The sequence below is a fragment of the Streptomyces sp. NPDC101181 genome, assembly GCF_044767975.1.
Classification (GTDB): domain Bacteria; phylum Actinomycetota; class Actinomycetes; order Streptomycetales; family Streptomycetaceae; genus Streptomyces.
This window is the reverse complement of record NZ_JBIWOX010000021.1, coordinates 1-13,626: the sequence shown is the minus strand read 5'-3', so window position 1 is coordinate 13,626 and position 13,626 is coordinate 1. Positions and strand designations below refer to the sequence as shown.

The 13,626-nt window shown below is 75.1% G+C and carries 11 protein-coding genes and 5 tRNA genes; 7 read left to right on the top strand and 9 right to left on the bottom strand.

The window, feature by feature from the left end:
• Nucleotides 1-72: 72 nt before the first annotated feature.
• Nucleotides 73-591 (top strand): DsbA family protein, encoded by a 519-nt coding sequence (locus ACIRRU_RS25770; RefSeq protein WP_403684286.1) that lies wholly within the window; start codon nucleotides 73-75, stop codon nucleotides 589-591.
• Nucleotides 592-674: 83 nt separating this feature from the next.
• Here ACIRRU_RS25770 and ACIRRU_RS25765 read toward each other — a convergent pair whose 3' ends face one another.
• The 3 genes from ACIRRU_RS25765 to ACIRRU_RS25755 all read right to left on the bottom strand — a co-directional run bounded on the left by ACIRRU_RS25765 (nucleotide 675) and on the right by ACIRRU_RS25755 (nucleotide 3,512).
• Nucleotides 675-1,514: a GNAT family N-acetyltransferase gene (locus ACIRRU_RS25765; protein WP_403684285.1), complete on the bottom strand. Its 840-nt coding sequence runs from the start codon at nucleotides 1,512-1,514 to the stop codon at nucleotides 675-677.
• Nucleotides 1,515-1,635: 121 nt separating this feature from the next.
• A complete protein-coding gene (locus ACIRRU_RS25760) occupies nucleotides 1,636-2,457 on the bottom strand; it encodes an aminotransferase class IV (RefSeq protein ID WP_403684283.1) in 822 nt (273 codons plus the stop codon).
• Nucleotides 2,454-3,512, bottom strand: coding sequence for a chorismate-binding protein (locus ACIRRU_RS25755; RefSeq protein WP_403684281.1), 1,059 nt, complete (start codon nucleotides 3,510-3,512; stop codon nucleotides 2,454-2,456). Before ACIRRU_RS25755 ends, ACIRRU_RS25760 begins: the two co-directional genes overlap by 4 nt.
• A gap of 157 nt (nucleotides 3,513-3,669) precedes the next feature.
• Here ACIRRU_RS25755 and ACIRRU_RS25750 point away from each other — a divergent pair.
• The 5 genes from ACIRRU_RS25750 to ACIRRU_RS25730 all read left to right on the top strand — a co-directional run bounded on the left by ACIRRU_RS25750 (nucleotide 3,670) and on the right by ACIRRU_RS25730 (nucleotide 4,142).
• A tRNA-Gly gene (locus ACIRRU_RS25750) sits at nucleotides 3,670-3,742 on the top strand.
• A 37-nt stretch (nucleotides 3,743-3,779) separates the two neighbouring features.
• Nucleotides 3,780-3,853, top strand: a tRNA-Cys gene (locus tag ACIRRU_RS25745).
• 1 nt (nucleotide 3,854) lies between these two features.
• Nucleotides 3,855-3,926 (top strand) — tRNA-Val (locus ACIRRU_RS25740).
• Between the two features lie 35 nt (nucleotides 3,927-3,961).
• Nucleotides 3,962-4,033: transfer RNA gene (locus ACIRRU_RS25735), tRNA-Val, on the top strand.
• A gap of 34 nt (nucleotides 4,034-4,067) precedes the next feature.
• Nucleotides 4,068-4,142, top strand: a tRNA-Val gene (locus ACIRRU_RS25730).
• A 73-nt stretch (nucleotides 4,143-4,215) separates the two neighbouring features.
• Here the strand turns inward: ACIRRU_RS25730 and ACIRRU_RS25725 are convergent.
• From ACIRRU_RS25725 to ACIRRU_RS25715, 3 genes are all read right to left on the bottom strand, one after another.
• Nucleotides 4,216-4,512, bottom strand: coding sequence for a zf-TFIIB domain-containing protein (locus ACIRRU_RS25725; RefSeq protein ID WP_363202423.1), 297 nt, complete (start codon nucleotides 4,510-4,512; stop codon nucleotides 4,216-4,218).
• A gap of 75 nt (nucleotides 4,513-4,587) precedes the next feature.
• Nucleotides 4,588-5,592 carry a phosphotransferase family protein gene (locus tag ACIRRU_RS25720; RefSeq protein ID WP_403684279.1) on the bottom strand — a complete coding sequence of 335 codons (1,005 nt, stop codon included), beginning with the start codon at nucleotides 5,590-5,592 and terminating at the stop codon, nucleotides 4,588-4,590.
• Between the two features lie 241 nt (nucleotides 5,593-5,833).
• Nucleotides 5,834-6,040: a hypothetical protein gene (locus ACIRRU_RS25715; protein WP_010057250.1), complete on the bottom strand. Its 207-nt coding sequence runs from the start codon at nucleotides 6,038-6,040 to the stop codon at nucleotides 5,834-5,836.
• Between the two features lie 575 nt (nucleotides 6,041-6,615).
• On the opposite strand from ACIRRU_RS25715, the gene ACIRRU_RS25710 reads away from it, so the two are divergent.
• Nucleotides 6,616-7,977, top strand: a complete 1,362-nt coding sequence (locus tag ACIRRU_RS25710; RefSeq protein ID WP_403684277.1) for a serine/threonine-protein kinase — start codon at nucleotides 6,616-6,618, stop codon at nucleotides 7,975-7,977.
• A gap of 19 nt (nucleotides 7,978-7,996) precedes the next feature.
• Here ACIRRU_RS25710 and ACIRRU_RS25705 read toward each other — a convergent pair whose 3' ends face one another.
• The 3 genes from ACIRRU_RS25705 to cobT form a co-directional block, all read right to left on the bottom strand.
• Nucleotides 7,997-8,815: a TrmH family RNA methyltransferase gene (locus ACIRRU_RS25705; RefSeq protein WP_403684275.1), complete on the bottom strand. Its 819-nt coding sequence runs from the start codon at nucleotides 8,813-8,815 to the stop codon at nucleotides 7,997-7,999.
• Nucleotides 8,816-8,880: 65 nt separating this feature from the next.
• A complete protein-coding gene (gene cobA, locus ACIRRU_RS25700; RefSeq protein ID WP_403684273.1) occupies nucleotides 8,881-10,173 on the bottom strand; it encodes a uroporphyrinogen-III C-methyltransferase in 1,293 nt (430 codons plus the stop codon).
• A gap of 182 nt (nucleotides 10,174-10,355) precedes the next feature.
• The coding region (gene cobT, locus ACIRRU_RS25695; protein ID WP_403684271.1) for a nicotinate-nucleotide--dimethylbenzimidazole phosphoribosyltransferase at nucleotides 10,356-13,626 on the bottom strand (3,271 nt) is incomplete at its 5' end.

Below are 13,626 nucleotides of genomic sequence, written 5' to 3'. Positions count from 1 at the left end.
GGACATTTCAGGGCCGGGCTCCTCCCCAGGTCCCGGCGGGGCGGAGCCCGGCCGGCCTGAAAGACTGGGGTCATGAGCGATTCCACCCCCGCCGCACCGGTCGTCCTCGACCTCTGGTGCGACCTCCAGTGCCCCGACTGCCACCAGGCCCTCAGCGACGTGCGGGCTCTGCGCGCCCGCTACGGCGACCGGGTCCTGATCCGGCTGCGGCACTTCCCGCTGGACAAGCACCGGCACGCCTACGCCGCCGCCCAGGCCGCCGAGGAGGCCGCCGCCCAGGGCCAGGACTGGCCCTACATCGAGGCGCTGCTGGCCAGGAACGCCGGCCTCGGCCGCGACGGCGAACCGGTGCTGCTCGACGTGGCGCGCGAACTGGGCCTGGACGCGGAGGAGTTCGACACCGCCCTGATCGACGGCAGGCATCTGCTGATCGTCGACGCCGACCAGGCCGAGGGCAAGGCGATCGGCGTCACGGGAACACCCACCTATGTGATCGGCGACGAGCGGCTGGACGGCGGCAAGAGCCAGGAGGGGCTGCGGGAGCGGATCGAGGAGATCGCCGACCGCCTCCTGGCCGCGCGGGAGGCGTAGGGCCCCGGCCGGTCCCCGGGAGGCCGGGACGCCGGGCGCGCGTTCCGGCCGGGCGGGACGCAGGACCCAGGCGGGCGGAGCGGCTACAGCGCCTTGGCCAAGTGGTAGCGCGTGGTCGCGTAGCCCAGGGACTCGTACAGCCGCAGGGCCGGGGTGTTGGTGGCGAAGACGTGCAGCCCGAGCCGGTCCGCGCCCCAGGAACGGGTAATGTCCTCGGCCAGCCGCATCAGGGACCGGCCGTATCCCCGGCCCCGGTGCCCCTCGCGCACCTCCACGTCGAAGACGTATCCGTCGGCCCCACCCGGGGGCGTCTCCCGCCGGGCCACCCACACATGGCCGACGGCCTCGCCCGCCGCCACCAGCACGGCGAACCGCACCCCCGCGGTGGCGAGGCCGTCCGGGAGATGGACGGCGTGGTCGTGCTCCGACTTGATCCGCGCCTGCTCCGGCGGCACTCCGCGCTCGACCCAGTTCCGGGCGTACGAGCGGACCGCGTCCTGCCTCCAGTGCGCGAACTCCTCCTCGCTCATCGCCCGCGCGGTGAGCCCGGCGGGCAGCGGGGCCGGGGCGCCGGGGTCGAGGGTCTTGGCCATGACGCGGCTGCGTTCGGTGTAGCCGAGGGCGGCGGCCAGGCGGCGGGCCGGCTCGTTGTCTGCGGGGACCTCCGCGCGCACCTGGACGCATCCCCAGCCGCGCAGCACTTCCTCGGCGGCGAGCGAGGCGATGACGCCCCGGCCGCGCCGGCGGCGCGCCTCCTCGACGCTCAGCGAGCGCAGGACGCCCGCCGTGGGACCGAACGCCTCGTCGGTGCCGATCTCCACGGCTCCGACGGGGCGCCCGTTGTCGCACACGTCGTAGCGGCGCGCCCGCACCCCGTCGACGTTCTCCTGAAGCGGCCCGGACGGCCGGAGTGTGGTGGTCATCAAGGGGTTGTATCCCCCGCCGGGCGGCCCGTCACCCGCTTTTCGACCCGGACCGCGGCCGCCGCCCGGTCCCGGTCCGAGGTCCAGGTCGTTCCCGGTCCGAGGTCCAGGTCGTTCCCGGTCAGGGGTCCAGGTCGTTCCCGGCCCGCTCGTCGAAGAGCCGCATCGCCTTGGCCGTCACCGGTCCGGGGCCGGGCGTCAGCTCACGGTCGTCGATCCGGTGCACCGCCTGGACGTCGCGGAGCGTCGAGGTCAGGAACACCTCCTGCGCCTCGGCGAGCACCTCCATCGGCAGGTCGGTCTCCTCCGCCCCGGTCCACTCCACGGCGAGCGCGCGGGTGATCCCGGCCAGGCACCCGGAGGCCACCGGCGGGGTGTGGATACGGCCGTCCAGGACGACGAACACGTTGGAGCCGGTCCCCTCGCAGAGGCGGTCGGCCGTGTTGGGGAACAGCGCCTCGGAGGCGCCGCGCTCACGGGCGCGGGCGAGAGCGAGGACGTTCTCGGCGTACGAGGTGGTCTTCAGGCCGACGAGCGCGCCGCGTTCGTTGCGTGTCCAGGGGACGGTGATCACCGCGGTGCTGTCCGGGCGGCGGCTGACCCCGTCGAGCGCGACGACCAGGCTCGGCCCCGCGGTCCCCCGGTCCGAGCCGAGCGGGGAGAGCCCGCCGGTGCAGGTGATCCGCAGCCGCCCCAGCGGTACGGGGTTGGCGTCGATGACCGCCGCCACGGCCCGGCGGACCTCGTCGAGGTCCGGGTCGGGCAGACCGAGACCGCGGGCGGACCGGGTGAGCCGGTCGAGGTGCCGGGTCAGGGCGAAGGGACGCCCCTGGCTGGTGCGGACGGTCTCGAAGATGCCGTCGCCCACGGTCAGTCCGTGGTCGAGCACCGACAGCCGGGCGTCGTCGGCGTCCCGCAGTCGGCCGTTGACCCAGATCCTCATGGCGCGGTCCTTCCTGTCTCCTGGTACGCGCCCGACGCTACCGCGAGCAGCCGCGACGCCTTCAGCTCGGTCTCCTCCCACTCGCGCTCCGGGTCCGATCCCCACGTGATGCCCGCGCCGGTTCCGAACCGCAGCAGCGGCGCGGGCCCGGTCCGGTCGATCCAGAACGTGCGTATGCCCACGGCGAGGGAGGCGGTGCCCCGGTCGGCGTCGACCCAGCCGACCGCACCGCAGTAGGGGCCGCGCGGACCCCGCTCCAGCCCGGCGATGATCCGCAGCGCGCTGGACTTCGGCGCCCCGGTGACCGATCCGGGCGGGAAGGCCGCGCCGAACAGCTCCGGCCAGCCCGCCCCGTCGCTCAGCCGCCCCCGGACGGTGGAGACGAGGTGGACGAGGCCCGGATGCTTCTCGGTCACGCAGAGATCGGGCACGGTGATGCTGCCGGTCGCGCAGACGCGTCCCAGGTCGTTGCGGACCAGGTCGACGATCATGACGTTCTCGGCATGGTCCTTGTCCAGCAGGTCCTCCTCGGTCCGGCCGGTGCCCTTGATCGGCCCGGACTCCACCACCCGGCCGTCGCGCCCGAGGAACAGCTCGGGGGACGCGGTGGCGATCTCCACCCCGTGCGCGGGGAGCCGGATCGTTCCCGCGTACGGGGCCGGGTTGCCGCGCGCCAGCAGGGCGGTGAGGGCGTCCACGTCGGCTCCCGCCCCGGCGTCGGGCAACGGTGCGGAGAGCACCCGGCAGAGGTTGGCCTGGTAGACCTCGCCCGCCGCGATGTGTTCACGGATGCGCCGTACGCCCGCGGTGTAGGCGTCACGGTCCAGTGAGGTCATCCACTCCCCCGTGCCGGGCCCGCGCCAGGCTCCGGGCACGGGAGCGGGCACCGGCTCGCGGCGTACGGTGGCGAAGCGGGCGCAGACAACACGGCCTTCGAAGTCGGCGCACACGGCCCAGAAACCGGACGAGTCGAGCGCCGCCGGATCATGGGTCACGTCCCGCAGACCGGAGGCGACGAGGCCGCCGAAGCGGGCCAGGGGGGCGAGGTCGGACACCCTGGTGAGTCTAGGACGGTACGTGGTGACCTGCGCCGGGGCGGGGAGCGGGCCGAGGTCCGGGCAGCACGCTGCGTAAACGCGTTTTTGTGCTGGCCCGGGAATCCGCTAGAGTTCAACTCGTCGCCGGGACGCGCAAGCGCACCGGGAAAGACAAGCGGACGTAGCTCAGTTGGTAGAGCGCAACCTTGCCAAGGTTGAGGTCGCCAGTTCGAACCTGGTCGTCCGCTCGCAGAGACGGGGGATTCTTCCCGGGCCCCCGTCCCTGGTGGAGTGGCCGAGAGGCGAGGCAACGGCCTGCAAAGCCGTCTACACGGGTTCAAATCCCGTCTCCACCTCCAAGGACGATTAGCTCAGCGGGAGAGCGCTTCCCTGACACGGAAGAGGTCACTGGTTCAATCCCAGTATCGTCCACTGATCCGCAAGGATCACGGTCCGTAAGGATCCCCGCGCGATTAGCTCAGCGGGAGAGCGCTTCCCTGACACGGAAGAGGTCACTGGTTCAATCCCAGTATCGCGCACGTAGTGCACACGCGGTAAACGCAGGACCACCCCGCGCGATTAGCTCAGCGGGAGAGCGCTTCCCTGACACGGAAGAGGTCACTGGTTCAATCCCAGTATCGCGCACCACCGAGGACCCCCGGCCGTTTCGACGGCCGGGGGTCCTCTTCGTCGTGCCCACGCTCCTCGCGACGGTGAGGAGTCAGGAGGAGAAGAGCATCCGGCCGAAGCCCTTCTGCCGGTGGTGGCCGTAGTGCCCGCCGTGTCCGTGCTGCGGTGCGCCCCAGGCCGGGGCATGGGCGGCGGGGGCGGACGGATAGGCCCCCGGGACCGGCGGCGGGGGCGGTGCCTGCTGGGACCACTGCGACTCCAGCCGGGTCAGCGACTCCAGCTCGCCGTAGTCGAGGAATATCCCCCGGCAGCCGCTGCACTGTTCGATCTGGACGCCGTTGCGGTTGTACGTGTGCATCTGTGCGTGACACTTGGGACACTGCATCATCGGCTCGGCTCCCTCGCCCTCGTCGCTGTCGTCACGCCGCCGCCGGAAAGTCCCCCCGGTGACGGCCTGTTCAGCCTACGACGCCGGGCCGGTCGCCAACTCGGGCGGTGACGTAGCGATTCGGGCACAGGATGCGAGCATCAGCGCTTCCGGTTCGTCCGGATCCCGTTGCCCGGCGGCGCACTTGACGAGGGCCAGGGCCGCCGTCTGTACGGTCAGCGCGCGGGCCGGGACGTCCAGCGCGGGCCAGGGATCCCCGTCGGCCGGCACGGCGGGGCCACCGGCGGACCGATAGGCGTCCAGGAAGGTCAGCCAGTCCTCGGGCGGCAGCAGCCCGGCCGCGTACCAGGCGGCGGGGCGGGCGAGGTCCCACGCCGGGTCGCCCGTCCCCAGGTCGTCGACGTCGATGAGCAGCCAGGGCCCGTCCGGGGCCGGGTGGCGCACGAGCTGGCCCAGGTGCAGGTCCCCGTGGCACAGGAACCGCCCCCTGGCCCCGGGCGCCGGGGTCTCGTCCCGGGCCCAGGCGGGCAGGGCGTCCCAGGCGGCCAGCACGGGGAGAGCCGAGGGGTGGCCGGGGAGGGCGGTACGCATCCGGTCGACGGCCTCTGCCGCCTTGGCGGGGCCTCGCATGGGCGGGAACGGGACGGGGGGCGGTGTCCGGTGGAGCCGGGCGAGCAGCACGGCGGCGTCGGCCCAGGGAGCGGCCTGCGGATCGCTGGGGTCGACGGGTTCCCCGTACGGCCAGAGCGTGACGGGCCGGGACGCGGCCGGGGGCCGGGTGCCGCGGACGGCGGTGCCGGGTCCGGGGGCGGCCGGGGAGGCCGGGGCGGTGAGCGGTGGGAGCAGGATGCCGGCCAGCCGCGGGTCTGCGGCCACGGCGATCCGCGCGGCCAGGGCCTCGCGGTCGGTGCCGGGGGCGTGGGCCTTGGCCACCGTCGTACCGCTGCGGACCACGGTGCCGTCCGGCCGGTCCGCCAGCACCCGGGGCGCCTCGCATACGCAGGGTGTGGCGGCGGGGTGGGAGAGGCGGTGCGCGAGGGCACCCAGATCGTCCACGGCTGAGGTCTCGGTGCTGGTCAAGGGCTCCCCCGGCGACGGTCTGCCCGGCTGTGGCACCGGTCCCGCCGTGAGCGTAACGCGCCCCCGGGCGGGACCGGGCCGGGGCGGCGACCGGCGGCGCGCACGGGCCCGGACAGCGCGATGTCCGGTCAGCTCCCCAGCTGACCGGACAAACGCTGCCGTCCGCCGCACCCCCGTCCCCACGGGGCTGTTGGCCGGATGACGCGGGTCCGGACCGCTCTTCCGGACCCCGGGGCGCCGCTCAGCGCCCCAGCATCACCGCCACGGACGACGCCTGTGTGACCACCGCTTCCCAGCCGCCGAAGACGACCACCAGCAGGGCCGCCAGGGGAAGGACCATGGCCGTCGCCACCAAGGGGTGCCGGGTGCCGGACGGGCGGGCGCCGAACGAGGCGTACGCCTTGCGCCCTCGCATACGGACCACTGTCCGCGTTGCCGTGTCCGCCATGGTTCCTCTCCTGACCTGATCGGGAGCGGCGGGCGTGTGACCTCGGGGGACGAGTGCTCGCCCGCCGCTTGACCTCAACATTAGGTAAGCGGAGGGCGGGGGGCGTCATGCCCGCGTACCGAATACCGGGCCTCCCGGAGGATGAGCCCCCGGCGGCCGGTGTACTCCCCTGGGTGGAGACGCCCGGCCGGAAGGCTGGGGTCATCCCCGAGGGGACGCCCGGGGGTCCGAGGGGCGGGCGGCGGGTGACTTCACTCACGTCCGCCGACCGGCCGCACCCGTCCCGAGGGCCGCCGCGGACACCACCGCCCGGTATCCCGGAGCAGGCGTCACGGGCTTGGGGCCAGGCCAGCGGCGGCGGCAGTCGTCGGCCCCAAACTCCCCTGTCCGTCGGCGTCTTGGCGGGGGCCGATGGGCATAGGGGCCGCAACGGGGGAACCCTGACCCCTCTTCACCTCTCCCGCCGGGCCCGGACAATCCCCTCCCCGGGGAGGGCGCGGCCTCTGAGCGCGCCGGGCGCGGGGTACGTAAGCTGTGCCTCGTCAGGCGGACCAGGCAGCGGGGATGGGCAGACGATGGCGATGATGCGGCTCCGGCGCGAGGACCCGCGTCTCGTCGGCTCGTTCCGGCTGCACCGGCGGCTCGGCGCGGGCGGCATGGGCGTGGTCTACCTGGGCTCGGACCGGCGGGGCCAGCGGGTGGCGCTCAAGGTGATCCGCCCCGACCTGGCGGAGGACCAGGAGTTCCGTTCGCGGTTCGCCCGTGAGGTGTCGGCGGCCCGGCGCATCCGCGGTGGCTGCACGGCCCGGCTGGTCGCCGCCGACCTGGAGGCGGACCGCCCGTGGTTCGCCACGCAGTACGTGCCCGGCCCCTCGCTCCACGACAAGGTGGCCGAGGAGGGCCCCCTGGCCGCGGCGGAGGTGGCCTCGATCGGGGCCGCGCTCTCCGAGGGGCTGGTGGCGGTGCACGAGGCGGGAGTGGTCCACCGCGACCTGAAGCCGTCGAACATCCTGCTCTCCCCCAAGGGTCCCCGCATCATCGACTTCGGCATCGCCTGGGCGACCGGGGCCAGCACGCTGACCCATGTCGGTACGGCGGTGGGGTCGCCCGGGTTCCTGGCACCCGAGCAGGTCCGGGGCGCGGCGGTGACGCCCGCGACGGACGTCTTCTCGCTCGGCGCGACCCTGGCGTACGCGGCGATGGCCGACTCCCCCTTCGGACACGGCAGTTCCGAGGTGATGCTGTACCGCGTGGTGCACGAGGAGGCGCAGCTCCACGGGGTGCACGACGCTCTCGCGCCGCTGATCCGGGCCTGTCTGGCGAAGGACCCGCAGGAGCGGCCCAGCACCCTGCAACTGTCCATGCGGCTCAAGGAGATCGCGGCGCGCGAGGCCCAGGGGCTGCACGAGAGCAGGCCGCCCGCCCAGCGCTCCGCCCAGGAGATCGACCGGCCGACCGGCCGGATGGCCGATCCCTACGCCGATCAGCACACCCGCCGCACGGAGGGCCCGTCGGGCTCGCGTCCGCGGCAGGAGCGCCGCCCCGCGCCCGCGCGTCCGGCGGCTCCGCGCACCGGTGGGTCGCGGCCGGGGGTGCCGCGCAACACGACGCGATCGGGTTCCGGCAAGCGGCCGGGACCGGCCGCGGGGACCAACGGCAGGCCGGGTACCCGCCCCGCCGCCCGGACGACCTCGGCGGGGCGGCGGCCCGCCAACCCCCGGCTGCTGCGGCAGCGGCTGGTGGTGTTCGTGGTGGTGACGCTGCTGGTGGCACTGGGGATCGCGGCGGCGCAGGGCTGTCAGGGACCGGCGCGCGGGCTCGGCGGGAGCGAGCGGGTCACGGACCGGGCCCCGCGGGCCCTCGCCCCGGACGCCCCGGTCCCGGGCGGGCAGGACGCCCCGTCGCCGTACGGGCAGCGGTCCTCGCTCTCCTTCTGAGGCCGGGGAGGACCGGGGGTCAGCTCTCCGGGCGGCCCGTCGTCACCGCGTAGAAGGCGACGGCGGCCGCCGCGCCCACGTTCAGCGAGTCCACCCCGTGGGCCATCGGGATGCGGACCCATTCGTCGGCCGCCCTCAGGGCCTTGGCGGACAGCCCTTCCCCCTCGGCTCCGAGCATCAGCGCCACCCGGTCCAGCCGGTGCGGGGCCGCCTCGTCGATGCTGGTGGCCTTGGCGTCGGGGGTCAGGGCGAGAAGCCGGAAGCCCGCTTCCCGTACCGTCTCCAGCGCCCGGGGCCAGGCTTCGAGACGGGCGTAGGGGACGGAGAACACCGCGCCCATGGAGACCTTGACGGAACGCCGGTAGAGCGGGTCGGCGCAGTCCGGGGAGAGCAGGACCGCGTCCATGCCGAGGGCCGCTGCGCTGCGGAAGATCGCGCCGATGTTGGTGTGGTCGTTCACCGACTCCATGACCACCACGCGGCGGGCGGTGGTGAGGAGGGCGTCGGCGGCCGGCAGGGGCTTGCGCCGCATGGACGCGAGCGCGCCGCGGTGGACGTGGTAGCCGGTGACGCGTTCGGCGAGGTCCGGGTCGACGGCGTACACCGGGGCCGGGACCTCGTGGATGACGTCGCGCATGGCGTCGACCCACTTGGCGGAGAGCAGCATGGAGCGCATCTCGTACCCGGCGAGGCGGGCGCGCCGGATCACCTTCTCGCCCTCGGCGATGAACAATCCCTCGGCGGGCTCGCGCCGTCGCCGCAGTTCGACGTCGGTCAGTCCGGTGTAGTCGCCGAGGCGCGGGTCGTCGGGATCGTCGACGGTGATGATGTCTGCCACAGAGTGATACTGCCTTGTCCGGTGGGTGGTGCCAACGCCTGGGGTGGAGCGACCGCACTACGGGGTCACCCGGCCGCGTCCGGGTCGGTGTCCGGCGGCGAGTCCGGGCCGACCGCGACGACCTCGCCGATGACGATCACCGCGGGTGGGCGTACGTCCTCGGCCGCAGCGCGCTCCCCGACGTCCGCGAGGGTCGCGTCGACCCGGCGCTGGGCGGCGGTGGTGCCTTCCTGGACGAGGGCGACCGGGGTGGCGGGGTCCTTGCCGTGGGCGACGAGGGCGGCGGCGATGGCGCCGATCTTGTCGACGGCCATCAGCAGGACGAGGGTGCCGCGCAGCCGGGCGATGGCCGCCCAGTCGACCAGGGAGCGCGGGTCCTCGGGGGCGACATGGCCGCTGACGACGGTGAACTCGTGGGCCACCCCGCGGTGGGTGACCGGGATGCCGGCCGCCCCGGGGACGGAGATGGTGCTGGAGATGCCGGGGACGATCGTGCAGGGGATGCCCTCGGCGGCGAGCGCCTGGGCCTCCTCCATGCCCCGGCCGAAGACGAACGGGTCGCCGCCCTTGAGCCGGACGACGGCCTTGCCCGCCTTGGCGTGCTCGACCAGGGCCTGGTTGATGGCCTCCTGGGCCATGAACCGGCCGTAGGGGATCTTCGCCGCGTCGATCACCTCGACGTGCGGGGGCAGTTCGTCGAGCAGGTCGCGGGGGCCGAGGCGGTCGGCGATGACCACGTCGGCCTCGGCGAGGAGTCGGCGGCCGCGCACCGTGATCAGGTCCGGGTCGCCGGGGCCGCCGCCGACCAGCGCGACGCCTGGGGCGTGGTTGCGGTGGCGCGGGGTGGCGAGGGTCCCGTCGCGCAGGCCTTCGACGATGACGTCGCGGAGGGCGGCGGTGTGCCGGGGGTCGCGGCCCTGGGGGGTGGTGTTGAGGACGGCGACGGTGATGTTGTCGATCCGGCCGGTGGCGGGGGTCCACGCGGTGGCGGCCTCGGCGTCGTCGGCCCGCACGCACCAGGTGCGGGTCCGCTCGGCCTCTGCGGACGCGGCGTCGTTGGCGGCGGTGTCGGAGGAGGCGACCAGGGCGTACCAGGTATCGGCGAGGTCGCCGTCCTGGTAGCGGCGGCGCTCCCAGCGGATCTCCCCCGCGTCCGCCATCGCCTCGACGGAGGGGGTCGCGGACGGGGAGACGAGGGTGATGACGGCACCGGTGGCGATGAGCTGCGGCAGCCTGCGCTGGGCGACCTGGCCGCCGCCGATGACGACGGTGCGGCGGCCGTGGAGACGCAGCCCCACGGGGTACGCGGGGTGATCGGCGTGAGCTGTGTGCTCGGCGCGGTCTGCGTGCTCGGCCATGGCGGTACTGCTCCTCGTGCGGGGTGCTGGGGAGAGGCCGCTGCGGCGGTGGAGCGGCTGTGACGTGCGGAATCAGGCGTTCCCGGGTGGGGAACACGATACGGGGTGGTACGCGGTGGGGTGCGGGGGCGGGGGCGCGCTCCCCTGCCCCCGCACCCCACCGTCGGGCGGAGCCGGAGCGGTTACTTCTCCGTCACTCCCGCCGAGTCGAACGTCGCCACCTCGTGCATGGCCCGTGCCGCGCTCTGCACGATCGGCAGCGCCAGCAGCGCGCCGGTGCCCTCGCCGAGGCGGAGGTCGAGGTCGACCAGGGGGCGCAGGCCCAGCTTGTTGAGGGCCGCGACGTGGCCGGGCTCGGCGCTGCGGTGGCCCGCGACGCAGGCGGCGAGCGCCTCGGGGGCGATGGCGCGGGCGACCAGGGCGGCCGCGCCCGCGCTCACGCCGTCCAGGATCACCGGCGTACGCAGGGAGGCGCCGCCGAGGAGGAACCCGGCCATCGCCGCGTGCTCCAGGCCGCCGACCGCCGCGAGGACCCCGATCGGGTCGGCCGGGTCCGGCTGGTGGAGGTCGAGCGCCCGGCGCACGACGTCGACCTTGCGGGCGTGCATCGCGTCGTTGATGCCGGTCCCCCGGCCGGTCACCTCTGCGGCGTCGATCCCCGTGTAAACGCAGATCAGGGCGGCCGACGCGGAGGTGTTGGCGATGCCCATCTCACCGGTGAGCAGCGCCTTGTTGCCCGCCGCGACCAGGTCCCGGGCGGTCTCGATGCCGACCTCGATCGCGGCCAGCACGTCCTCGCGGCTGAGGGCGGGGCCCGTGGTGAAGTCCGCCGTCCCCGGGCGCACCTTGCGGGGCAGCAGGCCGGGGGTCGCGGGCAGCTCGGTGGCCACGCCGACGTCCACGACGCAGACCTCCGCGCCGACCTGGGCCGCGAACGCGTTGCAGACGGCTCCGCCGCCGAGGAAGTTCGCCACCATCTGGGCGGTGACCTCCTGCGGCCAGGCGGTGACGCCCTGGGCGTGCACCCCGTGGTCACCGGCGAAGATGGCCACGGCCGCGGGCTCCGGGACCGGCGGCGGGCACATCCGGGAGAGCCCGGACAGCTGCGCGGAGATGATCTCCAGCATGCCGAGGGCGCCGGCGGGCTTGGTCATCCGCTTCTGGCGCTCCCACGCCTCGCCCAGCGCCTTGGCGTCCAGCGGGCGGATGGCGGAGATCGTCTCCTGGAGCAGGTCGTGCGGCTCGGCGCCGGGCAGCGCGCGGCGGCCGTACGTCTCCTCGTGGACGACCCAGGACAGCGGGCGGCGCTTCGACCAGCCCGCCTGCATCAGCTCGGGCTCCTCCGGGAACTCGTCGACATAGCCGACGCAGAGGTAGGCCACCACTTCGAGGTGCTCGGGCAGACCGAGCGCGCGGACCATCTCCCGCTCGTCGAAGAAGCTGACCCAGCCGACGCCGAGGCCCTCGGCGCGGGCGGCGAGCCACAGGTTCTCGACGGCGAGGGCCGAGGAGTACGGCGCCATCTGCGGCTGGGTGTGCCGACCGAGCGTGTGGCGGCCACCGCGGGTGGGGTCGGCGGTGACGACGATGTTGACCGGGGTGTCGAGGATCGCCTCGATCTTCAGTTCCTTGAACTGCTTCGCCCGGCCCTTGGGCAGCGACTTGGCGTAGGCGTCGCGCTGGCTCTGGGCCAGCTCGTGCATGGTGCGACGGGTCTCCGCCGAGCGGATGACGACGAAGTCCCAGGGCTGGGAGTGGCCGACGCTCGGCGCGGTGTGCGCGGCCTCCAGCACCCGGAGCAGGACCTCGTGCGGGATCGGGTCGCCGCGGAAGCCGTTGCGGATGTCCCGGCGCTCGCGCATGACCCGCAGCACCGCTTCGCGTTCGGCGTCGTCGTAGCCGGGGGCGGGCGGGGTGAACGGCTCGGCGACGGCCGCCCCGGGCTGCTGCGGGGTCGCGTCGGCCACCTGGTGCTGCTCCGGCTGCGGCACCGAGGCGGAGCCCGCCCCGGTCCGTACCGGCTGGGACGGCCGGTCGGGCTCCGCGAGGCCCTGCGGCTCCGCGAGCTCCGGGGTCTCGATGATCTCGGGGCCCGCCAGCGCCTCGGCCACGGCGACCGCCTCCGGGACGGCCGCCGGGGCCGGGACCGCCGCGGCCTCCATCTGCTCCGCCGTTACGGGCTCCGGTGCGGGCGCCGCCGTCTGCGGGGCCCCAGCCGACGCCGCGACCGGCTGGAGCTCGGACTCGGGCACGGGCACGGGCTGGACGGACGGGGGCTCGTCGACGGCGGCCGCCGCGACCGGCTCGTCGGCCACCGGCTCGTCCGTGACCGGCTCGTCCGTGACCGGCGCTTCGGCCACGGCCACCGGCTCCCCGGGCACGGCTTCCGGGGCAGGGGCCAGTGCCGGGGCAGGGGCCGGTTCCGGTGCCGGTGCCGGTTCTGGGGCCGGGGCCGGTTCCGGGGCCGGTTCCGGGGACACCGGCTGGAGTTCGGGAGCGGCCGCGGGTGCCAGGGCAACGGCCTCCGCCGCGACGGGCGGGACCTCGTGGGGAGTCGTGAGCGTCTGCGGCTCGGCCGGGGCCTCGGTCTCAGCGACGGCTTCGGCCTCCGGAGCCGGTGCCTCCGGCGCCTGGGCCTCAGAGGTCTGTGCCTCCAGGGCCGGTGCCTCCGGAGCCTGCTCTTCCGCGGCGGGGGCTTCGGACGGCTGGTCGGCGAGGGCCCCGGACGGGGGCTGGGCCTGAGCTTGGTCCACGGCCGGGGCGTGGGCCTGGGCTTGATCAACCGCCTGGACCGGGGCGTGGGCCCCGGGGGCGGGCTCGGGCTGGGGCTCGGCGACAGGCTCGGCCTCCGTCGCGGCTTCCGGCTGGGCCGCCTCGGGGACGACCGTTTCCGCCGGGGCCGCCTGCTGAAGCGATTCAGCCGCCTGCTCGGTCTGCGCGGGCTGCTGGAACTGCTCCGGGTGCTGGAGCTGCTCCGGGTGCGCCTCCGGCGGGACCGGCGCGTCGGCGGAGGCGGGCGCGACCGGCTCGGCCTCGGCCATCGGCTCAGCGACCACCGGCCCCTGCGCCTGCCCCGGCTCCTGTGGAACGGGCTGGCCCTGCTCAACGGGCTGCCCCTGCTGAACGGCCTGCTCCTGCTGGTCCGACTGCTCCTGCCGCTCCGGCTCGGCGGCGGTCGGCTCCGGCTGCGGTGCGCCCCACGGCGTACCGGCCTGCGGCGGAATCTCGCCCAGCTGTGGGCCCGGCAGCGTCGAGGTGTCTCCGGCCGGAACGTCGAAGTACTCCGGTCCCGTCGTCGGCGGGCCCGGCCGGTGTGCGGGGGGTGGGGGGGGGGGCGCCCCGGCGGGGCCCCGGGCGGCCCCGGCGCGGCCCCCCCCCCCCCCCCCCGGCCCCCCCCCCCCCCCCCGCGCCGGGCCCCCCCCCGGCCCCCGGGGCCCGGGGCGCCCGGCGGGC

Excerpts from the sequence above, each read along its gene's own strand:
- ACIRRU_RS25715 (WP_010057250.1), bottom strand. The coding sequence starts at position 6,040 with ATGGCGGACACGGCAACGCGGACAGTGGTCCGTATGCGAGGGCGCAAG.
- ACIRRU_RS25770 (WP_403684286.1), top strand. The coding sequence starts at position 73 with ATGAGCGATTCCACCCCCGCCGCACCGGTCGTCCTCGACCTCTGGTGC.
- ACIRRU_RS25765 (WP_403684285.1), bottom strand. The coding sequence starts at position 1,514 with ATGACCACCACACTCCGGCCGTCCGGGCCGCTTCAGGAGAACGTCGAC.
- cobA (WP_403684273.1), bottom strand. The coding sequence starts at position 10,173 with ATGGCCGAGCACGCAGACCGCGCCGAGCACACAGCTCACGCCGATCAC.
- ACIRRU_RS25710 (WP_403684277.1), top strand. The coding sequence starts at position 6,616 with ATGGCGATGATGCGGCTCCGGCGCGAGGACCCGCGTCTCGTCGGCTCG.
- ACIRRU_RS25760 (WP_403684283.1), bottom strand. The coding sequence starts at position 2,457 with ATGAGGATCTGGGTCAACGGCCGACTGCGGGACGCCGACGACGCCCGG.
- ACIRRU_RS25725 (WP_363202423.1), bottom strand. The coding sequence starts at position 4,512 with ATGATGCAGTGTCCCAAGTGTCACGCACAGATGCACACGTACAACCGC.